Origin of the sequence: Actinoplanes sp. NPDC049598, from assembly GCF_040675435.1 — a bacterium.
GTDB lineage: Bacteria > Actinomycetota > Actinomycetes > Mycobacteriales > Micromonosporaceae > Actinoplanes.
This window is the reverse complement of the sequence record NZ_JBFAOX010000017.1, coordinates 41621-67450: the sequence shown is the minus strand read 5'-3', so window position 1 is coordinate 67450 and position 25830 is coordinate 41621. Positions and strand designations below refer to the sequence as shown.

At 72.5% G+C, this 25830-nt stretch carries 25 protein-coding genes; 12 read left to right on the top strand and 13 right to left on the bottom strand.

Annotated elements, in window-relative coordinates; genetic code table 11:
* Positions 1-67 precede the first annotated feature (67 nt).
* Both AB0J66_RS32640 and AB0J66_RS32635 read left to right on the top strand, forming a co-directional pair.
* Positions 68-1114: a hypothetical protein gene (locus AB0J66_RS32640; RefSeq protein ID WP_364668893.1), complete on the top strand. Its 1047-nt coding sequence runs from the start codon at positions 68-70 to the stop codon at positions 1112-1114.
* A 104-nt stretch (positions 1115-1218) separates the two neighbouring features.
* On the top strand, positions 1219-1410 hold the full coding sequence (locus AB0J66_RS32635) for a DUF5703 family protein (RefSeq protein ID WP_364668890.1): 192 nt from the start codon (positions 1219-1221) through the stop codon (positions 1408-1410).
* 47 nt (positions 1411-1457) lie between these two features.
* On the opposite strand, the gene AB0J66_RS32630 is transcribed toward AB0J66_RS32635, so the two are convergent.
* A complete protein-coding gene (locus AB0J66_RS32630) occupies positions 1458-2129 on the bottom strand; it encodes a hypothetical protein (RefSeq protein WP_364668887.1) in 672 nt (223 codons plus the stop codon).
* A gap of 23 nt (positions 2130-2152) precedes the next feature.
* On the bottom strand, positions 2153-3460 hold the full coding sequence (locus AB0J66_RS32625) for a M20/M25/M40 family metallo-hydrolase (protein WP_364668885.1): 1308 nt from the start codon (positions 3458-3460) through the stop codon (positions 2153-2155).
* A 67-nt stretch (positions 3461-3527) separates the two neighbouring features.
* Between AB0J66_RS32625 and AB0J66_RS32620 the strand changes: the two genes are divergently transcribed.
* Together AB0J66_RS32620 and AB0J66_RS32615 are read left to right on the top strand one after the other, a co-directional pair.
* Positions 3528-4115, top strand: a complete 588-nt coding sequence (locus tag AB0J66_RS32620) for a hemerythrin domain-containing protein (RefSeq protein ID WP_364668883.1) — start codon at positions 3528-3530, stop codon at positions 4113-4115.
* A 100-nt stretch (positions 4116-4215) separates the two neighbouring features.
* Positions 4216-5205, top strand: coding sequence for a LysR family transcriptional regulator (locus AB0J66_RS32615; protein ID WP_364668880.1), 990 nt, complete (start codon positions 4216-4218; stop codon positions 5203-5205).
* Between the two features lie 48 nt (positions 5206-5253).
* Here AB0J66_RS32615 and AB0J66_RS32610 read toward each other — a convergent pair whose 3' ends face one another.
* Positions 5254-7776 (bottom strand): ATP-dependent Clp protease ATP-binding subunit, encoded by a 2523-nt coding sequence (locus AB0J66_RS32610; protein ID WP_364668877.1) that lies wholly within the window; start codon positions 7774-7776, stop codon positions 5254-5256.
* Positions 7777-7906: 130 nt separating this feature from the next.
* Between AB0J66_RS32610 and AB0J66_RS32605 the strand changes: the two genes are divergently transcribed.
* From AB0J66_RS32605 to AB0J66_RS32570, 8 genes are all read left to right on the top strand, one after another.
* A complete protein-coding gene (locus AB0J66_RS32605) occupies positions 7907-8287 on the top strand; it encodes a hypothetical protein (RefSeq protein ID WP_364668874.1) in 381 nt (126 codons plus the stop codon).
* A 343-nt stretch (positions 8288-8630) separates the two neighbouring features.
* Positions 8631-9512 (top strand): MFS transporter, encoded by an 882-nt coding sequence (locus AB0J66_RS32600; RefSeq protein WP_364668872.1) that lies wholly within the window; start codon positions 8631-8633, stop codon positions 9510-9512.
* A gap of 56 nt (positions 9513-9568) precedes the next feature.
* Positions 9569-10525 carry a class I SAM-dependent methyltransferase gene (locus AB0J66_RS32595; RefSeq protein WP_364668869.1) on the top strand — a complete coding sequence of 319 codons (957 nt, stop codon included), beginning with the start codon at positions 9569-9571 and terminating at the stop codon, positions 10523-10525.
* Positions 10526-10533: 8 nt separating this feature from the next.
* The gene (locus tag AB0J66_RS32590; RefSeq protein WP_364668866.1) at positions 10534-11622 is read left to right on the top strand and encodes a glutamate--cysteine ligase; all 1089 of its coding nucleotides are present in this window, start codon (positions 10534-10536) and stop codon (positions 11620-11622) included.
* A 230-nt stretch (positions 11623-11852) separates the two neighbouring features.
* On the top strand, positions 11853-12113 hold the full coding sequence (locus AB0J66_RS32585) for a hypothetical protein (protein WP_364668863.1): 261 nt from the start codon (positions 11853-11855) through the stop codon (positions 12111-12113).
* A gap of 4 nt (positions 12114-12117) precedes the next feature.
* The gene (locus tag AB0J66_RS32580; protein ID WP_364668860.1) at positions 12118-13008 is read left to right on the top strand and encodes a hypothetical protein; all 891 of its coding nucleotides are present in this window, start codon (positions 12118-12120) and stop codon (positions 13006-13008) included.
* Between the two features lie 132 nt (positions 13009-13140).
* Positions 13141-15774 (top strand): FtsK/SpoIIIE domain-containing protein, encoded by a 2634-nt coding sequence (locus AB0J66_RS32575; protein WP_364668857.1) that lies wholly within the window; start codon positions 13141-13143, stop codon positions 15772-15774.
* The gene (locus AB0J66_RS32570) at positions 15771-16475 is read left to right on the top strand and encodes a hypothetical protein (protein ID WP_364668854.1); all 705 of its coding nucleotides are present in this window, start codon (positions 15771-15773) and stop codon (positions 16473-16475) included. The genes AB0J66_RS32575 and AB0J66_RS32570 overlap by 4 nt, the downstream gene beginning before the upstream one ends.
* Here the strand turns inward: AB0J66_RS32570 and AB0J66_RS32565 are convergent.
* The 10 genes from AB0J66_RS32565 to AB0J66_RS32520 form a co-directional block, all read right to left on the bottom strand.
* Complete coding sequence (locus AB0J66_RS32565) at positions 16472-16876, bottom strand: Fic family protein (protein WP_364669257.1); 405 nt, start codon at positions 16874-16876, stop codon at positions 16472-16474. The two genes, AB0J66_RS32570 and AB0J66_RS32565, sit on opposite strands and share 4 nt — an antisense overlap.
* 232 nt (positions 16877-17108) lie before the next feature.
* A complete protein-coding gene (locus AB0J66_RS32560; protein WP_364668851.1) occupies positions 17109-17264 on the bottom strand; it encodes a hypothetical protein in 156 nt (51 codons plus the stop codon).
* A gap of 55 nt (positions 17265-17319) precedes the next feature.
* Entirely contained in the window at positions 17320-18906 is a 1587-nt protein-coding gene (locus tag AB0J66_RS32555) for an ATP-binding protein (protein ID WP_364668848.1), read from the bottom strand.
* A gap of 30 nt (positions 18907-18936) precedes the next feature.
* On the bottom strand, positions 18937-19857 hold the full coding sequence (locus tag AB0J66_RS32550; RefSeq protein ID WP_364668846.1) for a type II secretion system F family protein: 921 nt from the start codon (positions 19855-19857) through the stop codon (positions 18937-18939).
* Positions 19858-19861: 4 nt separating this feature from the next.
* Complete coding sequence (locus AB0J66_RS32545) at positions 19862-20827, bottom strand: type II secretion system F family protein (RefSeq protein WP_364668843.1); 966 nt, start codon at positions 20825-20827, stop codon at positions 19862-19864.
* On the bottom strand, positions 20824-22197 hold the full coding sequence (locus tag AB0J66_RS32540) for a CpaF family protein (RefSeq protein ID WP_364668840.1): 1374 nt from the start codon (positions 22195-22197) through the stop codon (positions 20824-20826). Before AB0J66_RS32540 ends, AB0J66_RS32545 begins: the two co-directional genes overlap by 4 nt.
* Positions 22194-23366 (bottom strand): P-loop NTPase, encoded by a 1173-nt coding sequence (locus tag AB0J66_RS32535; RefSeq protein ID WP_364668837.1) that lies wholly within the window; start codon positions 23364-23366, stop codon positions 22194-22196. The genes AB0J66_RS32540 and AB0J66_RS32535 overlap by 4 nt, the downstream gene beginning before the upstream one ends.
* Positions 23363-24166 (bottom strand): RcpC/CpaB family pilus assembly protein, encoded by an 804-nt coding sequence (locus AB0J66_RS32530; protein WP_364668834.1) that lies wholly within the window; start codon positions 24164-24166, stop codon positions 23363-23365. The genes AB0J66_RS32535 and AB0J66_RS32530 overlap by 4 nt, the downstream gene beginning before the upstream one ends.
* A gap of 23 nt (positions 24167-24189) precedes the next feature.
* Positions 24190-25410, bottom strand: coding sequence for a Tad domain-containing protein (locus AB0J66_RS32525; RefSeq protein WP_364668831.1), 1221 nt, complete (start codon positions 25408-25410; stop codon positions 24190-24192).
* Positions 25398-25769, bottom strand: coding sequence for a TadE/TadG family type IV pilus assembly protein (locus AB0J66_RS32520; RefSeq protein ID WP_364669254.1), 372 nt, complete (start codon positions 25767-25769; stop codon positions 25398-25400). The genes AB0J66_RS32525 and AB0J66_RS32520 overlap by 13 nt, the downstream gene beginning before the upstream one ends.
* Positions 25770-25830 lie beyond the last annotated feature (61 nt).

Sequence of the window (25830 nt, the reverse complement as noted above, 5' to 3'; positions counted from 1 at the left end):
CGCGCGAGGGAGACGGCTCGCTTCGCGGAGGGATCCGGCCGAGCCGGGACATCGCGATCGTCGAAGCATGACGAACTCGGCACGCAAGCTCGCGGCCACCTGGGCCGCCCTCTACGGCACCGTCGCCCTGGTCTGGACGTTCACCGGCCGCGGCTTCCCGTTCGGCGCCGGCCACCAGGACGGCCAGACCGCCGTCCTCAGCCGCCTCGACCCGGAGGCCGGAGCCCCGCTGTTCGCCGGGGCGCTGCTGACCGGCGCCGTCGCCCTGCTGATCATGTTGGACAGCGACCGGCCGCCCCGCTGGATCAGACTCGCGGTGCTCGGCTACGTCTGGCTGCTGGTGGCCGGGCTGCTGGTCGTCGTGCCGGACATGCGGCTGCTGGTGGTCACCGGCTATCTGCCGATCCTGATCATCGGCTTCCCGTTCGGATTCCCGCCGATCGACTACTCCGAGGTCTTCAACTGGACCCTGCTCAACCAGGCCTGGGCCGTCCTCGGCGGACTCCTGCTGGCCCGGGCGGCGCTGCGCTGGCAGTTCCGTACGGCCGGGGCCTGTGAAGAGTGCGGCGGCAGCCGCGGCTGGAAGTCACCGGCGTCCGCGGCCCGCTGGGGCCGATGGGCCGCCTACGTCGCCGCTGTGATCCCGATGTTCTACGCCGTCGTCCGGCTGGCCTGGGTGGCCGGCATCCCGCTCGGCATCTCCCAGGAGTTCCTGGACGAGTTGCACGCCGACGGCGGCGTCTGGGGCGCGCTGGGTCTCGGCGCGTTCGCCACCGTGGGCGCGATCCTCACGCTGGGCCTGACGCAGCGATGGGGCGAGCGGTTCCTGGGCCGGCGGCTGCCGATCCGGGCCGCCACCATCCCCGCGACTTTGGTGGCGATCTTCGTGATGTCGGCCTCGGTGGCCTTCTTCGCCGACCCCGAGGCCCTGGACCTGCTGGCCGAGCACGGCCTGGCCGCCTTCCCGATGGCGACGTGGCCGCTCTGGAGCCTGGCCCTGGGCGCGGCCACCCTCGGCTACCACCTACGCCGGCGCCCAGCGTGCCGCACCTGTGAGACACCGGCCCTGGACCGGCTGCGCGAGTCAGCACACCAGCGGGCCGCCGGCCTGTGATCATCGCCGCACGGGGCCGCCGTGACCAGGCGAGATGTCAGCGGAGGGGATAAGCGCTGGTCAGTGCTTGTCGGGGGCCCGCGAACAGGTGCACTCTAGTGGCCATGGACTACGAATACGCGCCGCTGAGGTTGCCCTCGAATGTCGATCGGTTGACCGCGGCGGCGCAGCTCGCCATTCAGGCGGAGTTCTCGGGATGGGAGCTGGCCCGCGTCCAGCTCTACCGGGACGGCACCCGCAAGGTGATGCTCCGCCGTCGCGTTCAGCCCAGCCCGCAGCCCGGGCTGAGCTACTGAGAAGGGCCCGTCCGTGCGGACGGGCCCTTCCTGGTCACAACCGAAGATCAGTGCTGGTGGCCGGCGTGGTCCTCTTCCTCGTCGGGCAGGTACGGGTGCTCGTCGAGCCGGCCGACCAGCAGGTCGCCGGGCTTCGGAGCGAACGGCCCGTCGCCGTCCGAGTCCTCGTACGCCTCCAGGTCGAGCGGCTCGGAGATCTCGCTCACGGTCAGCAGGCCGTCGAGCGGCTCCAGCTCCGGCACGTCCAGCGACGACAGCGAGCCGTCGCCGGCCTGCAGCAGCTCGAGCACGGCCTCACCGACCGTCTCGACCGCGCCCGGGTCCTCGTCCTCGGGGACGGCGCTGCGGCGGGCCACCTCGGCCCGGCGCAGCAGCGCCGAGATGCTCGGCACGCGGTAGTCGCGGCGCTGGCGCACCGAGAGGACCTGCGGGTACGGGTCGGTGGACTCGGCCGGGTCGAAGCCGTCGACACCGAGACCGAAGCGCTGGTCGGCCTCGTCGGGGTCGATCGACTCCACGTCCCAGGGGGTCACCTCGCCGTACGCGTCGAGCATCTTCTCGTCGTACGCGAAGGAGGCGTTGTTGAGGTTGACGTACGCCTGCCAGACGTCGTCGTCGTCCATCCGGCCCTCGGCCGCCTTGACCGCCGTGAGGTGCGCCCGGGCGGCCTCCACGACGCGCTCGAGGGCGGCGTCGAGCTCCGCGTTCTGGTCGGTCATCGAAGTGGGTCCTTCCACACAAGTCAGCTGTTTCGGAGCAGACGGTCGAGCACACGCACGCCGAACTCTAGTCCCTCGACCGGAACGCGCTCGTCGATGCCATGGAACAACGAGCTGAAGGCCAGGTCGGCGGGGAGCTTGAGCGGGGCGAACCCGAAGCACCGGATGCCGAGGGTGGAGAACGCCTTGGCGTCGGTGCCGCCCGACATCATGTACGGGATGGTGCGCGCGGCCGGGTCCTCGGCCCGCAGCGCCTCGCCCATGGCCTCGACCAGCGCCCCGTCGAAGCCGGTCTCGACCGCCGTCTGCTGGGAGATGTGCTCGATGTCGACGCCGGGGCCGATCAGCTCGCGCAGCTCGGCCAGGAACGCGTCGGCGTGCCCGGGCAGGGTGCGGCAGTCGATGGTGGCGCTGGCCCGGCCGGGGATGACGTTGTCCTTGTAGCCGGCCTCGAGCCGGGTCGGGTTGGCCGTGTTGCGCACCGTGGCCCCGATCAGGTTGGCGATCGGGCCGAGCTTGGCGATGACCTCCTCCGGCTTCTCCGGGTCGAGCTCGACCTGCAGGGCCTCGCTGATCTGGTCCAGGAAGGTCCGCACGGTCGGGGTGAGCACGGTCGGGAAGCGGTGCCGGCCGACCCGGGAGACCGCCTCGGCCAGGGTGGTGATCGCGTTGTCGTCGTGCACGAACGAGCCGTGCCCGGGCCGCCCGGTGGCGTGCAGGCGCAGCCAGTCCAGGCCCTTCTCGGCGGTCTGGACCAGGTAGAGGCGCAGGTCGTCGTTGACCGTGAACGAGTAGCCGCCCACCTCGCCGATGGCCTCGGTGACACCCTCGAACGCGTCGCGGTGGTTGCGCACGAGCCACTGCGAGCCGTACTCCATGCCGGCCTCTTCGTCGGCCGTGTACATGAGCACGATGTCGCGCGGCGGCACGTAGCCGGTGCGCTTCCAGTCGCGGACGACGGCGAGCATCATCGCGTCGAAGTCCTTCATGTCGATCGCGCCGCGGCCCCACAGGTAGCCGTCCTTCTCCTCGCCGGAGAACGGGTCGACGGACCACTCGCTGGCGTCGGCCGGGACCACGTCGAGGTGGCCGTGCAGCATGAGCGCGCCCCGGCTGCGGTCGGCCCCGGGGATGCGGGCGAACAGGTTGGCCCGGTTCGGCGCCGACTCGTGGATCTCGGACTCGATGCCCACCTCGCCGAGTTTCTCCGCGACGTACTCGGCGGCGACGCGCTCGCCGACCGTGGTGCGCGGGTCGCCGGTGTTCGTGGTGTCGATGCGCAGCAGGTCACGGCAGATGCCGGTGACCTCCTCGGCGGCGGTGGTCGTCATCCGCTATTCCTACCAGCAGATCGTTACAAGGTTTGTCATGGGCATCACTCGGGGAAACGTTGCGGCCGTGTCGTCACTGAATCTTCCCCCGCTTCCGCCCATGGGTGGCGAGACCACCGGGCGCAACGTCGTCGACGTCATCACCCAGCAGCACCGCGAGCTGCTCAAGCTGTGCGACCGCATGCTCGAGGACCCGGCCGACAAGCGGGTCACCGACGTCGTGATCGCCACCCTCTCGCGCCACCTGAGCTGCGAGGAGCAGTACCTCTACCCGGCCATCCGCAAGGTCGTGCCCGGCGGCGAGGAGCTGACCGACCGTGAGCTCGCCGAGGACCACGCCCTGCTGGTCACGCTGCAACAGTTGCAACAAGGCCGCAGCGCCGAGCACGCCGCCGACGTGGCCGCGGCCGTCCGCCGGCACGTCGACGCGGACGCCGAGGAGCTCCTGCCCGTGCTCGTGCAGATGGTCCCGATCGAGGACCTGATCCGGGTCGGCAACCGGTTCGAGACGGCCGCGGAGGCCGCGCCGACCCGCCCGCATCCGGCCACCCCGTCCACTCCCCCGTGGAACAAGGTCGTCGATCCGGCCGTGGCCGTGGTGGACAAATTGCGCGATGCCGTCACTCGCCGCACCACGTATGCCAAGGATTTGTAGGGAAAACGCCGGATTCGTTAACCCATTTGTCACAAGTGGGGGATCTTTCAGCGGCGCTTAGGGCTAGCCATCTATGTCTTCGTGGTCCTAACGTCACGCTATGAACCTGGAGCTGCGGCATCTCAAGGTGGTCTGCGCCATCGCGGAGACCGGCAGCGTGACCAAGGCGGCATCGCAACTGGGCCTGGCCCAGCCGGCGCTGACCGCGCAGCTGCAGCGCATCGAGAGAACTCTCGGCGGGCCGCTCTTCGAGCGCGACCGCCGGGGCGCGCGTCCCACCGCGCTCGGCGAGCTGGTCCTCGCCCGGGCCCGAGTGCTCCTGCCGGCCATGAAGGGCCTGCAGGACGAGGCGGCCCGGCTGGCCGGGGCGACCGGCGAGGGCCGGATGAGCCGCTACCGGTTCGGGGCGATCGGCGGCCCGATCCTGGGCGGCATGGTCCACCGGCTCTCCATGGCCGAGCCGGAGGCCCAGATCACCACGTACGCCTCCTACTACGTCGACGAGCTGGCCAACATGGTGATCGCCGGCAAGCTCGACTACGCGCAGGTCGGGGTCTGCGGCGACGCCATCCCGTCGGCCGACTACGGCCTGGTGTGGCAGACCGTCGCGGTCGACGCGGTGTGCGTGCTCATGCCCGAGGACCATCCGAACGCCAAGGACACCGACGTCGACCTGGCCGAGCTGGCCACCGAGCAGTGGGTGGCCGGCACCGGCGACGGCTGTTTCGGCGACTGCTTCGCGGCGGCCTGCGCGCGGGCCGGGTTCACGCCGCGGCGGGTCCTGGAGAGCGACATCCGCGGCTGCGTCGACATGGTCGAGGCCGGGTCGGCGCTGGGGTTGTGCCAGCCGACGTTCCGGGCCCCGGCCGGGCTGGCGCACCGTCCGCTGCGCGGGGCCCCACTGCGCTGGCGCTATGTGATCGGCTGGCATCCGGACTCGCCGGCCGCGCTCAGCGCGCCCCGGCTGATCGAGATGGCCCAGGACGCGTACGTCGAAGTGGCCGCGCGCAACCCCGCCTACCTGGACTGGCGGGTCGACTATCCCCACCTGGGCGTCTTCGACGGCCTGGCCCAGCTCGGCGGCCGATGACGAAACGGCCCGGCTTCTCGCGAAGCCGGGCCGTTCTGTTCGCAGGGATCAGGCGAAGGTCAGCTTGCCCTCGACCGCGTCCACCTTGACCGACTGCCCCGCGGCGATGTCACCGCCGAGCAGCATCTTGGACAGCCGGTTGTCCAGCTCGCGCTGGATCACCCGGCGCAGCGGGCGGGCGCCGTACTCGGGCTGGAAGCCCTTCTCGGCCAGCCAGTCGATCGCCTCCGTGGTGATCTCCAGGCTGATGTCCTGCGCGTGCAGGCGGCGCCGGGTCTCGTCGAGCATGAGCTCGGTGATCTGGCGGACCTGCTCCTGCTCGAGCTGCCGGAAGATGATGATCTCGTCGATCCGGTTGATGAACTCGGGCCGCAGCTGCTCCTTGAGACGCCGGTCGAGCCGGTCGCGCAGCTCCTCGCTGGCCGCGCCGCCCTCGCCGGAGCCGAAGCCGACCGAGCGCCGGGTGCCGCTGATGATGTCCGAGCCGAGGTTGCTCGTCATGATCAGCACCGTGTTCTTGAAGCTCACCGTGCGGCCCTGGCTGTCGGTCAGCCGGCCGTCGTCGAGCACCTGGAGCAGGATGTTGAAGACGTCCGGGTGGGCCTTCTCGATCTCGTCGAGCAGGACCACGCTGTACGGGCGGCGGCGAACCGCCTCGGTCAGCTGACCCGCCTCGTCGTAGCCGACGTAGCCGGGAGGGGCCCCGACCAGGCGCGACACGGTGTGCCGCTCCTGGAACTCGCTCATGTCGAGGCGGATCATCCGGTCCGACTCGCCGAACAGCGCCTCGGCCAGCGACCGCGCCAGCTCCGTCTTGCCGACACCGGTCGGGCCCAGGAACAGGAAGCTGCCCACCGGGCGGTCCGGGTCACCGAGGCCGGCCCGCGAGCGGCGTACCGCCTCGGCCACGGCCGCGACCGCGTCGTCCTGGCCGACCACCCGCTCGTGCAGGTGTCCCTCCAGGCGCAGCAGGCGCGCCTTCTCCTCCTCGGTCAGCTGGGACACCGGGATGCCGGTGGCCCGCGACACGACGTCGGCGATGTCGGCGTCGGTCACCTGGGGCACGCCGTCGGCGCTGACCCCGGCCGCCTCGATCTGCTCCTTGAGCGAGTTGATCTCGTCGCGGAGCTGGACCGCCTTCTCGTAGTTCTCCGCCGCCACGGCCTGGTCACGGTCGCGGGACAGCTGCTCGAGGCGGCGCTCCTTCTCGCGTACATCCGCGTCCGGGGTCTTGACCCTCAGCCGCACCCGCGCCCCGGCCTGGTCGATCAGGTCGATCGCCTTGTCCGGCAGGAACCGGTCGGTGATGTAGCGGTCGGACAGCTCGGCCGCGGCCTGCAGGGCCTCTTCGGTGATCCGCACCTGGTGGTGGGCCTCGTAGTTGTCGCGCAGGCCGCGCAGGATCGAGACGGTGTCCTCGACGCTGGGCTCGCCCACCAGCACGGGCTGGAAACGCCGGGCCAGGGCCGCGTCCTTCTCGATGTACTTGCGGTACTCGTCGAGCGTGGTCGCGCCGACCACCCGCAGCTGGCCGCGGGCCAGGGCCGGCTTGAGCATGTTGGAGGCGTCCATGCCGCCACCGTCACCGCCGCCACCACCGGCGCCGACCAGCGTGTGGATCTCGTCCAGGAAGACGATCATGCTGTCGCCCGAGTCACGGATCTCGTCGATGACCTTGCGCAGGCGCTCCTCGAAGTCGCCCCGGTAGCGGGTGCCCGCGACCAGACCGGCCAGGTCGAGCTGGATGACCCGCTTGTTCTCCAGGGTCAGCGGGACGTCGCCGTCCACGATGCGCTGGGCCAGACCCTCCACGATCGCGGTCTTGCCGACGCCGGCCTCGCCGATCAGCACGGGGTTGTTCTTGGTGCGCCGGGAGAGGATCTCCACGGCCTGCTCGATCTCGCTCGCGCGGCCGATGACCGGGTCGATCTCGCCGCGGCGGGCCATCTCGGTCAGGTCGACGCCGAACTGCTCGAGGGTGGGGGTGTTGGCGTTGCCGCCGGCGCCGCCGCCACGCTGGGCACCGGCCCGCGGGGCGCCCTGCTGCGGCTCGGCCGACTGCTGCAGCGCCTGCGGGTCCAGCTTGCCGCCCAGCAACCGCCCGGCCGCCGAGTCGGGGTTGAGGCCGAGGGCCATCAGGATGTGCTCGGGACCGACGTACGAGGCGCCGACCGCCCGGGAGATCTGCAGGCTGTCGAGCAGCGCCCGCTTGGCCGCGGGGGTCAGCTGGACCTGGGTCGGGAGCTCCTCGCTCACCCCGGCCGGGCGGCCGAGGGCGGACAGCAGCGCCTCGGGGTCGGCCCCGGCCCGGCGCACGGTCTGCTTCATCGGCTCCAGCTGCAGGGTCGCCCAGAGCAGGTGGTCGGTGTCGAGGTCGGCGATGGTGCGGTCGGGGTCGGCCAGCTCGGCCGCCCGGCGCGCCGCCGCGGAAAGAACCTCACGGGCGTCGCCGCTCATGTACTTGGTGATGTCGATGCGCTGCGACCGGCGCGGGTCAGCCGCGCCGAAGAAGCGCGCGAAGAAGTCGTCCCACTGGCCGGGCCCGCCCGGTCCGATCGGTCCGATGCTCATACGTCTTCTCTCTTCTCCGTAGCCGTTGTGCCGGGGGCCTTTACCCACCTTGCACGACCCGTATCAGCGCCGTGCCGGATCGATTGATTCCCCGTTCTCGAAGAAAGTTGACTCGGGTACGCTCAACTCCATGACCGTACCTTTGGTGATCGTCGACGGGGCCAATGTCGTCGGTTCCGTGCCCGACGGATGGTGGCGCGACCGCCCCGGCGCGGCCCTGCGACTGCGCGACGCATTGACTCCGGTCGCTGCCAATGGTCTGCCCGATCTACCCGGCCCGGTCGAGGTCGCGCTGGTCGTGGAGGGTCAGGCCAAGTCAACCCCACAAGGCCCGGCGGAGGTACGCGTCGTGAGCGCCCCCGGCTCGGGCGACGACAGGATCGTCGACCTGGTCCGTGAGGCCGGCCGCGAGAGGCGCGTCGTCGTCGTGACAGCCGACCGCGGATTGCGCGACCGGGTGACACAACTAGGGGCCGAAGTGAAGGGCCCGTCAAGCGTGCCCAGACGGTAAGGTGTGACGATGATCCCACGGTCCGTAGCCCCCGTCCGGGCTCCGGCTGCGACCTGGGTCACGCCCCCGCTTCCGTTGTACGGCAACGATCACGAGCGTCGCGATCGCTCCTGGGTGGACTCCGCCGCCACAGTTCCCGCCGTGGCGGCCCGCTCCCCCGGTGTCCCTCGCCTCCCTCGCCGCCGGCTGACGCGCTCCTCGGGCGACTTGCCGCGGCTGTTCGCCGTGCCCCCGGAGTTGCCCGCATGTCCGCACCCGCAGACTCGCGCGCCGGCGCTCGTGCCGTGCTGCGCCGGCCGTACGTCCCGCTCGTCCTCACCGCCAGCCAGGTCGGCCGCCTCCCATGGGCGCGGCGCCACTGGCCCTGCTTCTGTTCGCCCGCGAGTCGGTCAGCCTGGCCGTCGCGGGCGCCCTGGTCGCCGTCTTCACCGCCGGCATGGCGGCCGGGGCCCCCGTGCCGGCCCGGGCCGTCGACCGCTGGCGGCAACCGCCGATCCTGTACGGCTCGGCCCTGCTCTCGGCCGCGGGCTATGTGGTGGTCGCGCTCAGCGGCGGCCGGGCCGGCCTGATCGTCGCCGGGGCCGCGCTGGCCGGGCTCGGCCCGCCACCGATGGAGGCCTGCCTGCGCGCCCTCTGGCCCGATCTGGTGCCCCCGTCGGCCGTGCACGCGGCCTACGCCCTGGATGTGGCGCTGCAGGAAGTCATCTTCGTGGCCGGGCCGCTGGTCACGCCGGCCGCCGTCGCGATCGGCGGCCCCACGGCCGGCCTGCTCACCGCGGCCCTGCTCCAGCTGGCCGGGGTGATCGCCTTCGTCCGCGTTCCCGCCGTACGCCGCTGGCGCGGCCGCCCGGCCCGCCGTCACTGGCTGGGCCCGTTGCGCGAGCACCGCCTGGCCGTCATGGTCACCGGCATCCTGATCGACCGGTCCCGGCCGACCGGGCGGGACGGCGGGCCGGACGACCACGAGCACTCGGCGGCCATCCTCGACCAGGCCGCCGCCCACCTGGCCCCGCACGGCTCGCTGGTCCTGTTCACCAGCACGGGCATCGTCGGCGGGCGTGACCCGTTCCAGCGGGCGGCGGCCGAGCCCCTCACCGGCACCGGCCTGGCCTGGGCCTATCACGAAGTCGACTCCGACGTGTTCGGCGAGCAGCTCGACGGCCCGGCCTACGCCGACACCGAGCGCATCGCCCTCGTCATGCTCGTCGCGACCCGCGGCCGATGACCGGCGGCCGCGAACCGGCAGGAATGGGCGGCGCTTCCGTGGGCATGCGGGGCGCCATGACGATCACCGCCATGACCGCCGCCCCGGCCGAGGAGCTCGACGCCGCGCTGGTCGGCCTCGGCCGCGCCCTGCGCGAGGTCGGCTACGAGTTCACGACTGTCACCCCGGCCACCCACGAGCGGGTCAACCGGCGGCCGCAGAACCAGCGGGCGTTCGGGGTGCGCGACGTGTTCGGGTGGAGCCGCCCGTTCGGGCCGGGCGTGCTGCCGGAGCGGATCGTGCAGCTCATGGCGGCGGCCGGCGTGCTCGAGCAGGACGGGGAGCAGTGGCGCAGCACCGTCCGTTTCTCCTCCTACGACGGGGAGCTGTTCGTGCACTCGGCCTTCCCCACCGACGCCGAGGACTCCGTGTTCTTCGGGCCGGACACCTACCGGATGGCCGGCGCCGTGGCCGCCCACGTCGAGCAGCGTGAGCAGCCGATCCGCCGGGCGGTGGACATCGGCTGCGGCACCGGGGCCGGGGCGATCACCGTGGCCAAGCGGGCGCCGGAGGCGGGTGTGCTCGCCGTCGACATCAACCCGGCGGCCCTTCGGCTGGCCCGGATCAACGCCGAGCTCGCGGGCACGCCGGGCGTACGGCCGGTCCGCAGCAACCTGCTGGCCGATGTCGACGGGCAGTTCGACCTGATCTTCTCCAACCCGCCCTTCATGATCGACCCGGCCGGGCGGGCGTACCGGCACGGCGGCGCGCACGGGCACGAGCTGTCCATGGCGATCATCGACGCGGCCGCCGAGCGGCTGGCCCCGGGCGGGTCGCTGGTGCTGTTCGCCGGGACCGGGATCGTCGGCGGGCAGGACCCGTTCCACCGGGCGGCGGCCGAGCGGCTGGCCGGCACCGGCCTGGACTGGACCTATCGCGAGTACGATCCGGATGTGTACGACGAGGAGCTCGACGGGCCGGCCTACGCGCACGCCGAGCGGATCGCCCTCGTGCTGCTGACCGCGACCCGGTGAGGGAGCCGATGACCGGGCCGACGATCGGCGTCGAGGAAGAGTACCTGCTGCTCGACCCGCGGACGGGCCAGAACGTGCCGGTGGCGCCCGCGGTGGCCGGGAAGCTGCCGGAGGAGCTGCGGGAGCAGAGCCGCCGCGAGTTCCGGCACAGCATGATCGAGATGGTCACCCCGGTCTGCCACGACCTGTCCGAGATCGATCAGAGTCTGCGGACGATGCGCCTGGCCGCGGCCGAGGCGGCCGCCGCCTCCGGGGCGAACCTGGTGGCGCTGGGCGCGACGCCGGTCGGCGAGCCGGCCCTGACCGTGACCGACGACCCCCGCTACCAGGCGATCGCCGGGCACTACGGGCCGATCGTCGCGGATCCGGCCGTCTGCGGGTGTCACGTGCACGTCGGCGTGCCCGACCGGGCGACCGCGATCCAGGTGAGCAATCACCTGCGGCCGTGGCTGCCGGTGGTGCAGGCGATGTTCGTGAACTCGCCGTTCTTCGCCGGGGTGGACACGGGCCACGCCAGCTGGCGGGCCATGCAGCTGGACCGGTGGCCGAGCCTGGGCCCGGCGCCCTGGTTCGACTCGGGGGCCGACCTGGAGCATACGGTCCGGTTGCTCGTCGACTCGGGCGTGATGCTCGACGAGAGCCTCGTGCTCTGGCACGCCCGGCCGTCGCTGCGCTACCCCACCATCGAGGTCCGCGTCGCCGACGTGTGCCCCTCCGTCGGCGACACCGTGCTGCTCACGGCGCTCATCCGCGCCCTGGTCGGCACGGCCCTGGACGAGCTGGCGGCCGGCCGGCGGGCCGACCCGGTGCCGGACTGGGTGCTGACGGCGGCGCACTGGAACGCGGCCCACGCCGGGCTCGGCGGCACGCTGATGGAAGGCGACCGGGCCCGGCCGGCCTGGGAGATGGCCGGTGAGCTGGTCGAGCGGGTGACACCGGCCCTGGAGCGGCACGGCGACCGGGCGACGGCCGAGGAGCTGATGGACCGCCTGCGTACCGTGGGCACCGGCGCCGAACGGCTGCGCCGCGAGCTGGCCCGCACCGGCGACCTGCCGGCCACGCTGGCCGACGCGGCCCGGCGCACGGTGGCCGGGTGACCCAAGGTCACCCGTGGGGTTCAATCCTGTTCACTCAAGCGCGGCCGCCGACCGCGGGGAAAGCCGCCCGAAGTGGACTGTCGGTGGTCCCCGCGCCGAGCATTTTCGCAGGTCGAGCCGCTCGTCAAGGGCGGCCCGGGTAAATGGGGCGTGCGGGCATGGCCGGGCCGGGAGGGGGCAGTAGGCTTTGAGGACAGTAGTCCTTTTCCGCATAGCAGGAGGCTGCACGGGTGGCCAGTGTCGCCGAGGTCAAAGCGGCCGTCGACGCCGCACTTCAGCAGGTGACCGAAGGGCAGGCGGCGATTCAGGCGGCCCGGGAGAAGATCGGCGAGGCCCAGCAGAGCCTGGCCGCGGCGCTCGACGGGAGCGGTAACGACGCGGTCGGGGCCGCGCACGCCTCCCTGTCGCAGGCCGACACCTCCCTCGAGGAGTGCCTGGGCGCCACGCTGCTCGCCATGGAGCAGGCGCAGACCTACACGGCGATGCTCTGACGCGATGTCGCTGATCCAGGAGCTCGGCGCGCGGCTTCGCGCCACCTCGGACGAGTTGCCCACCGGGCAGGTCACCGTCGCGATGGAGAAACTGCGCAGCGCCACCGAGATTCTCATGTGGGTGCGCGAGCAGTCGGTCGACCCGATCGGCGTGCCGCAGCTGGCCAACGCCACCGAGGCGGCCGAGCGGGCCGCCGCCGCGCTGCGGCTGGCCCAGGACGCGATCGCGCAGTACCTCGCGTCGATCGGCCTGACCGGCGACGCCGGCGCCCCGCCCGACCGCGACTGGAAGGCCGGCCTGGAGAAACCCGGCGAGAGCTCCGCCGCCCCGGGTGACGCCCCGGCCAGGCCGGAGCAGCTGGGCCGGTGGTGGCAGGAGCGGGTCGCCCAGCTGACCGGCGAGCCGCCCCCGGCCAAGGACGACAAGAGCAACCAGCCCGACACCGCCGAGCTGCTGCGCCGGGTCGCGAAGGACGTGCGGTCCGGGAACCGCGCCGGGCTCGGCCGCGAGCTGCACGGGGTGAACGCCTCGACCGGGCTCGCCCTGTCCGCGGTCACGCCCCCGGTGCTGCACCGGCTGGCGGGCGACCTGCTCGGCCACGAGCCCCGCCCCGAGGACGTGCCGCGACTGCGCTCGGCGGCCGAGGGCCGCGTCCGCTCGTTGCTGCCCGGCACCTCCCCCGCGGTGCTCGAGACTCTGATCGCCCGCATCTGCCGGGTCCCCGTGGAGAAGGGGGGCGCCCAGCGCCCACCCGGGCATCCGGCCGACAACGCGGTCACCGCGAGCGTGCTCACCGGCGTCCTGCTGGCCCGCCTCGGGCGCGACGCCGGCACGCTCGACCCGACGGCGCCGGACCCCGTGCGCCGCCCCACCGAGGCCGCCGAACCCGGATGAGCGTGAATCCCGCCGCGGCCGCTCCCCGATCGCCGGAGCGCGCCCGCCCCGGGCGGCCCCGTCCACCGGGCCGCCCGTCCTCTCCAGTAGCCCTTGCCCGAACATTGACGCCGCGAGAACGTGTTGAGCTATATGGCTGAGTCGACCGCACAGCAGGTGATGGAGATCCGGGCCGGGCTGTCGCACGCGCTCGGCGCGGCCGCGATCGCCCTCGACCGGGCCCGGGGCGCGCACGCGGCCGCCGTCGAACGACGGCGGCGGCTGGGCGCGGCCGCCGAGACGCGCCTCCGCAAGATCGACAGCGCCCGCGACGCCCGGGTGGCCGAGATCGATCAGCAGCACAAGGCCGACCTCGCCGCCTACGCCGGAGCCGCCGCGGCGGCGGCCGACCGGGCCGCGCCCGGCGCGGCGGGCGACCCGTGGGACGACTGGCAGGCCACGCCGCTCGACCGGGCGGCCGAGCTGCGGGTCGGCCGGCTGCTGTTGCCGCACCCGGAGGAGGTGCCGGCCCTGGTGCCGCTGCTCGACCGCGGGCACGTCGTAGTCCGCGGCGACCGGACCCTGGGCGACGAGGTGGTGGCGGGCCTGCTGCTGCGCGCGCTCGGCACCGCGGCCCCGGGTCAGGTGCAGCTCATCGGCTACGACCCGGAGCACCTGGGCGGCGGCCTGGCCCGGTTCGCGCCGCTGGCCCCGGCCGGCGTGCTCACCTTCGTCGGGCCGGGCGGGCTGCCGGCGCTGCTGGACGACCTGACCGGCCACGTCCGGCGGATCAACGAGACCGTGCTGGCCGGCGAGTACACGTCGCTGCGCGAGCTCAACGCGGCCACCCACCGCCGGCCGGAGCCGTGGCGGGTGGCCGTGCTGCTCGGCGCGGGCGAGCTCGGCCGGGCCGAGCAGGCCCAGCTGCAGAGGCTGCTGCGCACCGGGGCCGCCTGCGGCGTGCACCTGGTCATCCAGGGGCTGCCGGTCCAGGCGGCCGACGGGATCGAGTTCGTCACGGCCGCCGGCGGCGACCATGCGCGTCTGAGCAGCGCCGGCGCTCTACCCGTACGGCTTGATGGTGGTCCTCCGCAAGCTGTCGTGGCCGCCACCTGCCGCCGGATCGCCGAGGCCGTGGCCGCCGGGCCCGCCCCCGTCGCGCTGGACAGCCTGCTGCCGCCGGAGGAATGGCAGGAGAGCGCGGCCACCGGGCTGAGCGCGCCGCTGGGTGACAGCCCGCAGGGCGTGCCGGTGCAGGTGACGCTGGCCGACTACCCGCCGCACGCGCTGATCGCCGGGCCGTCCGGCACCGGCAAGACCAACCTGATCTACGCCTGGATGGGCGCCCTGGCCGCCCGCTACTCCCCGGCCGAGCTGGCCTTCTACCTGCTCGACTTCAAGGAGGGGGTGTCGTTCGCCCGGTTCGCCCCCGGCCGGCGCGACCCGAGCTGGCTGCCCCACGTGCGCCTGGTCGGCGTCAACGTCAACACCGACCGCGAGTTCGGGCTGGCCCTGCTGCGCTTCCTCGGCGAGGAGCTGCGGCGGCGGGCCGACGCGGCCAAGCGGTACGAGGTGACCAACCTGGCCGAGCTGCGGGCCGAGGACCCCACCGGCTCGTGGCCGCGGATCGTGGCCGTGGTCGACGAGTTCCAGGTGCTGCTCTCCGGGCGCGACGCGGTCGCCGCCGAGGCCGTCGACCTGCTCGAGGACCTGGCCCGGCGCGGCCGCTCCCAGGGCATCCACCTGATCCTGGCCTCGCAGGACGTCAGCGGCATCGAGGCCCTGTGGGGCCGCCCGGCCCTGGTCGCGCAGTTCTCGCTGCGCATCGCGCTCCCCCGGGCCCGGCGCATCCTGGCCGAGACCAACACCGCGGCCGAGTCGCTGCCGCGCTACCACGCGGTGGTCAACGCCGACTCGGGCGCGCTCGGGGCCAACAAGGTGGTCCGGGTGCCGGCCGCCGGCGACCGCGAACGCTGGAACGCCCTGCAGCACCGGCTGTGGCGCCGGCGCCCGCCCGAGCTGGGCCCGCCGCGGCTGTTCGACGGCGACGTGGTGCCGCGGCTGGCCGACAGCCCCGACTTCCGGCGGCTGGCCCCGGCCGAGCCCGCCACGGCGCCGATGGTGCTGCTGGGCGAGACCATCGACGTGGCCGCCCGCTCGGCCCGGACCGTGCTGCGCCGCGCCCCCGGCCGCAACCTGGCCGTGCTCGGCACCCGGATGGACGAGGCGTGCGCGGTCCTCGCGACCGCCGCCCGGTCGCTGGCCGCGCAGTTCCCGCCCGACGGGGCCCGCTTCTCGATCCTCTGCCTCGACCCGGACGCCCGCCCGGCCGCCGCCGCCTTGTGCGAGCAACTGCCCGACTGCGGGTGGTACGAGGCCGACAACGCCGACTGGCTGCTGGAGGACGCGGCCAACGAGGCGTCGTCGTCGTGGCCGGCCGACCGCCCGCACTTCCTGATGATCTACGCGGCGGACGCGCTGCCCGGTGGCAAGGACACGGCCGACCAGCTCCGCACGGTCCTGCGCCAGGGCCCGGAACGCCGCCTGCACGTGCTCGGCTGGTGGCGCGGGGCGGCGCTGCTGCGCGACGCGCTCGGCGGGCAGGCGTCCCGCACCGACCCGATCGGGGCCTGGGTCGCCCTGGACGTGCACGGCAGCGAGCTCGCCCCGTTCTACCCGGGCGCCGGCGCCCCGGCCTGGTACCCGCGCCCGTGGCGGGCGCTGCACTTCGACCGCTCGGTGCACCGCGGCGCCGAGGTGATCATCCCGTATGGAGCTGGGTCATGACGCAGGGCCTGCAGCCGCACGACTTCGAGACCGCCGACTACCGCAGCGTGCTGCGCCGGCTCACCACCCTCGACGACGAGGCGGCCACCATGCGGGCCGAGGCCGTCCGCTGGCACGAGGAACGCGTCGCGGCGGCCGAGCAGGCCCTGCGGAGCGCCGACGAGGCCGTGCTCGACGCCGAGGAGGAGGTCGCCGCGGCCCAGCGCTCGCTGGAGGCCGCCGACGCCCGCGCGGCCGGCCTGTGGTCGGAGTACGTGCACAAGGTGGGCCCGGTCGCCGAACGCTACGGCCGCACCGTGCCGCCGGCGGCCATCCCCCGCCAGCGCACCGACCGCGACGCCGACGACTACTTCGACGAGGTCGCCAACAAGGTCAAATACACCGCTCCCGCCCGCCCCATCACCACCGGCATCAAGATTCTCTTCGGCCTGTTCGGCTTCCTGGGCGGCATCATCGGCGTCATCCTGCACCAGGTCCTCCGCGAGAACGGCGGCTCCGCCACCGGGACCTGGAAGGACGCCCTCCCGGTGGTAGCCCTCCTGGTCCTCCTGGCCTGCCCCGTCCTGGCCGTGGTCGCCGCCAAGCGCGTCGCCGACCGCCGGGGCGCCGCCCTCGACACGTCAACGGTCGTCACCGTCCTGATAACCGGCCTGGTCACCGCCGGCCTCCTGCTCACCGCCGTGCGAGCCGCCGCGCCCTAGGCCACTGGCTCGACCTTGATGAAGTCGGCGAGCTCCACCGGATTGCGGTGGGCGTCGTATCTGCGGAGCAGGCGGATGTACTCGGCTTTGTCCACGTTCCAGTCGTAGATGACGAGGTTTGCGTCTTCCGTGTCGGCGGCGCGCTGGGCAGCGATGAGAACGAGATCGGCGGTGAGCCTGGTGGAGCGGCCGTTGCCGTCAGCGAAGGGGTGGATGCGAACCAGCTCGGCGTGCGTGGCGATCCCCAGCTGACGAGGGCTCCAGTCCTCGGTGTGCTCCCAGCGGTACCGGATGTTCTCGAGCGAGTTACGCAGCTCCACCGTGATCTGCCAAGGGTCGACGCCGATGTTGAGCTCGTGTCTCCGGATGGCTCCGGCCCAAGTCCAAAGGTCGCCATACAGCCAACCGTGAAGGTCCGCAGGAAGTACTCGTCCAGAAGCTCGGTCAGGCCGCGCTCTCGGCTGAGAACTTCCAGCAGCAGGCTCTGGGTGACCTCGTCGAGGATGGTCTCTTCAAGGTCAAAAACTGCCGCTTTGGTGATCGGTTCATCGAGAAAGCGACGAGCCCTGGGCAACGGCGCTTCGAGCTCGTCGTCCGAGACCGGAGTCTCGCCGTAGCCCGGCGTCAACACCGTCAGACGGCTTTCGACCTGCGCTTCAGGAACTCCTCGGCCTTCGCGGAACGCACGAACCCGGGCGGGACCACGCGGCCTTCCAGCCGCATGGAAGCCTTGGCCGAACGAGCGGCAATGCGCTTGATGACGTCCTTGGTGATGACCCGAGACTCCATACGAGCACCTCCCAACGTCGGCTGCTCTTGCTCCGCGCCAATAGTACAACCTGAGTCAGCGGGGTAGGTGGAGGCGGAGGATGGTGCCGCCGGTGGGGGCGGAGTCGATGGTTATGCGGCCGTTGTGGCGTTCGATGATGCGCAGGCATGTGGAGAGGCCGATGCCGTGGCCCTGGCGGGCGGCGGGGTCGACCTGGGCGAACATGTCGAAGACGCGGGCGCGCTGGTCGGGTGGGATGCCCAGGCCGTTGTCGGTCACCGTGATCTCCCAGCCGGTGGCGGTGGGGGCGCCGGCGACCTCGACGCGGGGTGGGCGGCCGGGGTGGCGGTACTTGACCGCGTTGTCGATCAGGTTCTGCAGGAGCTGGCGGAGCAGGGTGGGGTCGCCGCAGACGGTGGGCAGGGTGGCGGTGACGGTGACCTCGGCGCCGGTGCTCTCGATCAGGGTGCGCAGGTCGGTGACGACGTGGGCGACCACGCCGGCCAGGTCGACCGGCTCGGTCACGCGCGGGGCGTGGCCGGCCCGGGCGTAGGCGAGCAGGGCCTGCACCAGCTGTTGCATGCGGTCGGTGGCGGCCGCCGCGCCGGCCAGCCACTTCGCGGCCCGGGGGTCCAGCTGGCCGCCGTACGTCTCGGTGAGCATCTCCAGGTAGCCGCGGGCGCCGGCCAGGGGGCGTACGAGGTCGTGGCTGACCGCCGCCGCGAAGCCCTCCAGTTCGTCGTTGGAGCGCCGCAGGTCGGCCACCAGCTCCTGGATCTGGCGCAGGTGCTCGCGTTCGCGGGTGATGTCGGTGAGGGCGACCACCGCGCCGATCCGCTCCCCGTTGTCGGCGATCATGCTGCGGGCGCTGGCGGTCAGCGTCAGCAGCCGGTCGTCGGCCGTGCGCAGCACCAGTTCCTCATTGTCGACCCGGATGTCGTCGTTCAGGGCCCGGAACAACGGCGCCTCCGACTCCGGGACCTCGGTGACGCCGTCTGCCTCGAGCAGGTTCATCCGGCTCGCCACCTCGGCCGGGTTCTCCCGGTTGTCCAGGGCGCCGCCCCAGCGCCGGACCGCTCGGTTGAGGACGGTGAGCCGGCCTTCGCCGTCGGTGGCCACGATGCCCACGTCGACCGTCTCGACCAGGGTCTCGGCGAATTTGCGGCTCTCGGCCGCGAGCCGGCCCTGGCGGCGGCGTTCGAAGAGCCCGACCAGGATGTCGGCCAGGTCGCTCAGGCGCTCGATCTGGCGCGGGCTGAGTTCCTTGGGCGCCGAGTCGAAGACGCAGAGGGTGCCCAGGGCGTACCCGCTGGGGGCGATCAGCGGGGCCGAGGCGTAGAAGCGCACGTCGGCCATCCGGCCGTCGACCCACGGGTTCCCCGCGTAGAGCGGGTGCTCGCGGGCGTCGCGGACGTGCACGAACTTGCCCTCGCGGAGCTGGATGTCGCACATCGAGTCGGACCGCGGCGAGTCCCCGCCCTCGAAGCCGACGGTGGTCAGCTGGCACTGCCGGTTCTCGTCGATCAGGTTGAGCGTGGCCGTCGGCACGTCGGCCACCATGGCGGCCACCCGCACCACCGCCGACAGCTCGTCGTCGGCCGGGTTGTCGAGCAGTTGGTACTCGTGCAGCGCCGCGACCCGGTTCCGTTCGAGAGACGTCACGTCCTCCGATCGGCGGGCCCGGCCGGAATCTTAATCGCCGAAGGCTTTCGACAAGGTGATCACGGCGGGGCCGACGACGACGATGAAGATGGCCGGGAACATGCAGAACATGACCGGGAAGAGCAGCTTGACCGGGACCTTCTGGGCCATCTCCTCGGCCCGCTGGCGGCGGCGCATGCGCTGGTCGGCGGCGTGTTCGCGGAGGATGCCGGCGACCGAGATGCCCAGCTCGCCGGCCTGGATGAGGGCGGTCATCAGGCGCTTGAGGTCGCGGACGGTGGTCCGGGCCGACAGCGAGCGCAGCGCCTCCGAGCGGGAGACACCGAGCCGCATCTCCTGCAGCACCCGGTTGAGCTCGTCGGCCATCGGGCCCTTGGTCGCGCCGGCCACCTGGTCCATGGCCGAGTCGAGACCGAGGCCGGCCTCGACGCCGATGACCATCGCGTCCATCACGTCCGGCAGTGAGTAGAGGATTTTCTCCTGGCGTTTGATGCCGGCGTTGTAGACGAGCAGTTGCGGCAGCAGGAAGCCGGCGATCAGGCCGGCCGGGGCGCCGATCAGGATGTCGTCGGTCTTGGAGGTCCAGCCGTAGGCGAAGAAGGCGCCGACCCCGGAGCCGGCCACGGCGGCGACCGGGCGGGCCCGCATGACGCGGGCCAGCGGCCACAGCGCCGGGTTGCCCGCGTAGTCGAGCAGCCGGCTCAGCCGTTGCCGGTCGGCGGCCGGGGTGAGCAGCTCGGCCAGCCGGTCGAGGGCGGCGATGACCAGCACCCGCAGCCGCCGCTGGAACGCGCTGCCGGTGTCGCGCTGGATCTCGGGGCCGGTGCCGAAGGCGGCCAGCGCCCGCAGGATCCGCTCGAAGCGCGGCGGGGGCAGCAGGACGGCGATCGCGGCCAGCAGGAAGGCCAGGACGATGCCCGCGACCGCCGCGCCCAGCACGATGTTGGCCATGGCGTTACGCCTTCACCTGGACCACGACGCGCAGCCAGATGGCGCCGACGGTGATCGCGATGATGCCGATGGCCAGCATGGCCCAGCCCAGCGGCTCGGTGAACAGCGGGTTCAGGTAGGCCGGGTTGGTCAGGTAGAGGACCAGGCCGGTGCCGATCGGCATGGCGGTCAGCACGTAGGCCGACATGCGGCCCTCGCCGGACAGCGCCCGTACGTGCCGGCGCAGGTACGAGCGTTCGCGCATGGTGTCGGCGGTGGTCTGCATGACGTCGACCAGGCTGCCGCCGACCTCCCGCTGCAGCCGCAGCGCCATGACCAGCCACAGCATCTCGTCGCTGCGGGTGCGCTCGCCGATGCGTTCGAGCGCGTCCTCGAAGCTGCCGCTGATCCGGGTCTCGGACAGCGCCCGGCGCAGCTCGGCCGCGACCGGCCCGGCGTCGTCACGGACCGCCGCCTCGACGGACTGGTGCAGGGTGAAGCCGGAGCGCAGCGAGCTGATCATCAGCTGCAGGGCGCCCGGCAGCTCGTCCGAGAAGGCCTGCTCACGCCGCTTGATCCGGCTGCGCAGCAGCGCGTTGGACCCGAAGAAGCCGGCCAGCAGCCCCAGCGGAACTCCGGCGCCGGGCGAGAAGAGCACACTGAGCAGTACGGCGGCGACCGCGCACACGAGCAGCCGGATGGCCAGCCACTCCGCGGGCCGGGTGGTGGCGCCCAGGCGGTCGAGCAGCGGCGCGCTGCGCTCGGCGAAGCGGCTGAGCAGCTCCGAGCGTTCCACCCGGAGCCCGGTCGCCTGCACCACCCGCCGCCACCAGACCTCTTTCTCGGCCTCGCGGCGGACGGTGAAGTGCTGCAGCGAGGCCAGCCGGCGCTGGATCGGGGTGCGGCCGAAGGCAGCCACGAGCGCGGCGTAGGCCAGCAGGAAGGTGGCCGCCGAAGCGGCCGCCACCGCGATGACGAAGGCCGGGATCACCGCGCGCGGCCCGGGGCGAACAGCGCCGGGGGCAGGGTCACGCCGTAGCGGGCGATCGCCTCGGCGAACTGCGGGCGGATGCCGGTCGAGCGCAGGCCGCCGGACCCGCCCGGGGTGTCGGCGCCGGCCGTCGGGTCGAACAGGAACAGGTCCTGCAGCGTGATCACGTCGGACTCCATGCCGACCACCTCGGTGATGTGGCTGACCTTGCGGGTCCCGTCCTTGTACCGGCCGACCTGCAGGATCAGGTCGACGGCGGAGGTGATCTGGTCGCGGATGGCCCGGCTGGGCAGGTCGAGACCGGCCATCAGCACCATGGTCTCGAGCCGGGCCAGGGCGTCGCGCGGGGTGTTGGCGTGCAGGGTGGTCAGCGAGCCGTCGTGACCGGTGTTCATGGCCTGCAGCATGTCCAGGGCGGCCGAGTCGCGGACCTCGCCGACCACGATCCGGTCGGGGCGCATCCGCAGCGCGTTGCGCACCAGGTCGCGGGTGGTGATCACGCCCCGGCCCTCGGAGTTGGGCGGGCGCGTCTCGAGCCGGACGACGTGCTCCTGGTCGAGCTGGAGCTCGGCCGCGTCCTCGATGGTCACCACCCGCTCGTCGACCGGGATGAAGCCGGAGAGGATGTTCAGGATGGTCGTCTTGCCGGAGCCGGTGCCGCCGCTGACCAGGATGTTGCGGCGCCCGCGGACGCAGACGTCGAGGAATTCGGCGGCGGCCCGGGTCAGGGTGCCGTACGACATGAGGTCGCCCACGGTCAGCGGCACCGACGAGAACTTGCGGATGGTCAGCGACGAGCCGTCGATGGCGATCGGCGGGACGATCGCGTTGACCCGGCTGCCGTCGGGCAGGCGGGCGTCGACCATCGGGCTCGCCTCGTCGACCCGGCGGCCGACCCGGGAGCAGATCCGGTCGATGATGCGGCGCAGGTGCGCCTCGTCGTCGAATTCGGCGGTGACCTTCTCGATGCGGCCGAAGCGCTCCACGTAGACCGACTGCGGACCGTTGACCATCACCTCGGTCACCGAGTTGTCGCGCAGCAGCGACTCGATCGGCCCGTGCCCGAGCACCTCGTCGACGACCTCGTTGACGATGCGGGACCGGTCGGCCCCGGACAGCGGGGTCTCCTCGCGGGCCAGCAGCTCGTTGAGGGCCTCGCGGACCTTGCCGTCGAGCTCCTCGGTGCCCTCGCCGCGGCCGGCCGCGTACAGCGACGGTCCCAGCTCGTCGGCGAGTTTGCGCTGGATGCGCTGCCGGACCTCGTACACCTGGTCGTTGACCGGCCGGCCGGGGCGCTGCCGCTCCTCGGCGGCCGGGACCGGTGTCTTGTCGGCGGGCGGGTTGGCGCCGATGCGCGAGGACAGGCTCATGACCGGCCCTTCCGGGACAGGAACCGGCGGCGGCGTTCCGGCGCCTCGGCCACCCCGGCGCAGCGGTCGGCCAGGGTGCGGATGGCCCGGCTGACCGGGTGCATCGGGTCGGTCTGGCAGAGCGGCTCGCCCGCGTTGACCGAGACGGTGACGTCGCGGCTGGAGGGCACCTGCACGGTGAACGGCATGCCGACGGCCAGCTCGACCTCGGCCGGGCTCAGGCCGACCTGGGTGTTGGCCCGGTTGAAGACCAGCAGCCGCTTGTCCTGGGCGTAGTCGAGCAGGTCGAACATCTCCACGGTGAGCCGCACCGACTTGAGAGTGGGCAGATCAGGGGTGACGATCGGGATGTACCAGTCGGTCATGTCGAGCGCCGCCAGCACCTGGTCGGTGACCACGGCCGGGGTGTCGACGACGATGAAGTCGTAGACGGGCCGGGCCGCGTCCAGCAGCTCGACCACGAACTCGCGGGTGACCTTCTCCCCCTCGGCCGGGCTGGGCGGGGCCAGCAGGGTGTCCAGGCCGGGCCGGTACGGCGTGATGATCGAGCGCAGGCCGGGCTCGTCGAGGCGGCCGGTCATGGTCACGCCGCCGGCGATGTTCCGCTCGGGTGAGAGTTTGAGCATGATGGCGATGTCGCCGAACTGCAGATCGAGGTCGATGAGCAGCACACGCCGTCCGCCACCGGCCAGGGCCACGGCCAGGTTGGTGGCCAGCATGCTGCGCCCGTTCCCGCCCTTGCCGGAGAAGATCGTGATGACCCGGGCGTACGGGGCCACGTCGGCCGACGTGCGCAGGGTGGTGCTCAGCGCCTTGGAGAGGTCGATCGAGCGGATCGTGGCCTCGCGCAGCCCCTGCTCGTCGTCCTCGGCCACGATCTCCCGCACGCCCGACTGCAGGCACCGCAGCACCACGCCGGGGTCCACGACCTTGCGGATCAGCACCACGCCGATCAGCGGCCGCTGCAGCCGCTGGTAGGCGGCGACCATCAGCGCCTCCTCGAGGTCGACGGTGGCCCCGATGATGATCAGGATGGTCTCCGGGTAGCGCCGCAGGTGCGCCTCCAGGTCGGCCATGCCGTCGAGCATCGTGCAGCCGACCTCCCGGAAGGCCGGGCCGACCTGCGAGCGCCGGGCGTCGTCGGGCTCGACGTAGACGTAGAGGCTCACGGGAACAGCCTCGAGATGTCGACGCCGGGGCCGGGCTCCGCGGTGGCGTCCGGGCCGAGCATGGCGAGATACAACAGGCCGGTACGGGCGGCGTGGATCAGCCGCTGCGCGTCCTCCGAGTCCACGGCCAGGGTCGCCACGTACCGGACGTACGTGCTCTGCGAGGTGCCCGCCGCGGTGGCCGAGGCGCTGGCCGAGGCCGAGGCCGATGCCGACGGGGCGGGGGTCGGCTTGGGCGTGATGTCGGGAGCCAGGGCCTCGCCGATCGAGATGACCACCGCCCGCGGCAGCAGCAGCCGGGTGGTCTGGTCCTCGGCGTTCTCGGCGGTGATCGGGAAGGTGCCGTAGACGGCCACCCGGTCCCCCGCGATCAGGTTGCCGGCCACCTGCTGCGGGATGCTGAGCTGCACGGTCACGGCCAGCATGCCGGTCGGCACCGCGAAGGCCCGGCTCGAGGCGGAGGCGGACGGCCCGGCCGCCTGGAACAGCGGGCGCATCAGCAGCTGCATGCGCTCCGCCGGGGCGGTCAGCGTGAGCCGGTCGAGGTCGCTGGTCCAGCTGGTCAGGGTGCCCTCGGGCACGGTCCGGGCCGGCATCAGGACCCGCTCGGCCAGCCCCTTGGAACGGATGTCGGAGCCCTTGGTCCCGGCCGGGATGCGCTGTTTGGCCACCAGCACCCACACCCCCTTGGCGCCGTTGAGAGCCCGGCGGTCCGCGGAGTGCGCGTACGCCAGGATCGCCACCCCGCTGATACCGGCCAGCAGCAGCGCCGCGAGCAGAATCAGGACACGCCGTCGCATGTCCTAACAATCCCAGGTGAAGGTCATCCCGTGCGGCCAATCACCTGGACTCCGTACACGTCAGGCGAAGTGCCGAAAGCGGTCGGGAACGGCTGCGGGGTCACCGAGCGCGTGAAGTAGCCGTAAATGCAGCCCTGCAGCGCGCAGGCGGTGGTCCGCAGTGAGGTGAGACCGGTGCTGAACAGCGTCGACAGGGTGCCGGTGAGACCGGAGACCAGGCTCTCGTAGCCGGTCAGGACAAACGGCGCGAAACCCACGATGCGGTACGAGGCGGGCAGGATGTTCGTGGCGCCGGCGACCTTGTCCCAGATCGGCACGAGGACCGACTGCCCCTTGGCGATGACGTCGTTCATGGCGTTGAAGCAGCGGATGGCGCCGGCCAGGTCGAGCAGGCCGGTGTTCATCCACAGATTGGTCGTCGCGGTGGGGGCGATGGTGATCCGGCAGTTGGCGTCGGCGGTCGGCGTCAGCCAGGCCCAGCCGTTCTGGTTGCCGGCCAGGATGTCGGCCGGGGTGTTCTTGCAGGGCGAGAGCAGCGGGTTGTTGACCGGGATGGAGAAGTTCTGCGGCGGGCCCAGGCCCAGCACGCCGAGCAGGCCGGTGCCGCCGAGCAGCGGGTCGAGCAGCGGCGACCGCAGCAGATCGGCCCCGTCGTTGGTGAGCCGCTGCCAGTCGCACTTGCTGATGGCCAGCGCCAGCACGGTGGCGGTGACCGGCACCCCCCACGCCACCCGGGCGCAGGCGCCCACCTTCTTGCCGGCGTATCCGGCGACCAGGGTCTGGGCCAGGCGGGGCGGGATCAGGGTCGAGTTGTCGGTGTTGAGTGTGGTCGTGCGGACCTCGACCTGGTGATAGTTGCCGGTCATGGTGGGCTGGGGCCGGCAGGTGGTGGCCGTGCCCCACGGATTGGGGCAGTTCGCGTTGTCGAGGCAGATCTGCGCGTCCGCTCGGCCGTCCTTGGCGTTCTTGCCGGCGTAGGCCTGGGCGTTGAGGGTCTGCAGCGGGACCGTGCACTCGGCCTTCTTGGCCACACAAGCCTGCGCGACCTTCCAGGAGGCGGCGTCGGCCCCGCTCTGCAGCTGCTCGCGCTCGGCGTAGAGCAGGCCGATGTCGATGACGATGGCGCCCATGCCGAGCAGGATGCCCATGCTCAGGAAGAGCGCGACGACGACGGCGATCGCGCCCTGGTCACCCGGCTCGCCGTCGCGCGAGGCGCGCGGAATGAGCGAGGTCAGCCCAGGCACGACATGACCCCGATGGCCTTGATGGTCGGGGTGCCCGGGTTCTGGCTCGAGCCGCCGAACTGCACCATCAGCTTGAACAGCGGGGTCACCGGGGAGAAGACGCGGGTCACGGTGACGGAGGAGTCGAGCGCGCCGGTGCCGCAGACGGTCGGGGCGGTCGGGTAGGTCAGCGTGACGCCGGCGCCGGCGATGCCCTGCACCTTGGCCTTGACCTCGGTCACCGTGCCGTTGAGGGCGCCCAGCCGGGCCCCTTCGCGGGCCGCCTCGGTGAGCAGAATGTACTGCTGAAGAAACCGCCCCATGTCGATGATCCCGAACAGGATCAGCAGGAGCAGGGGCAGGACGATCGCGAACTCGATGGCCGCGACACCGCGATCGCCGCGGGTGGGCCCGAGGGCCCGCCCGCGGCGGATGAACCGG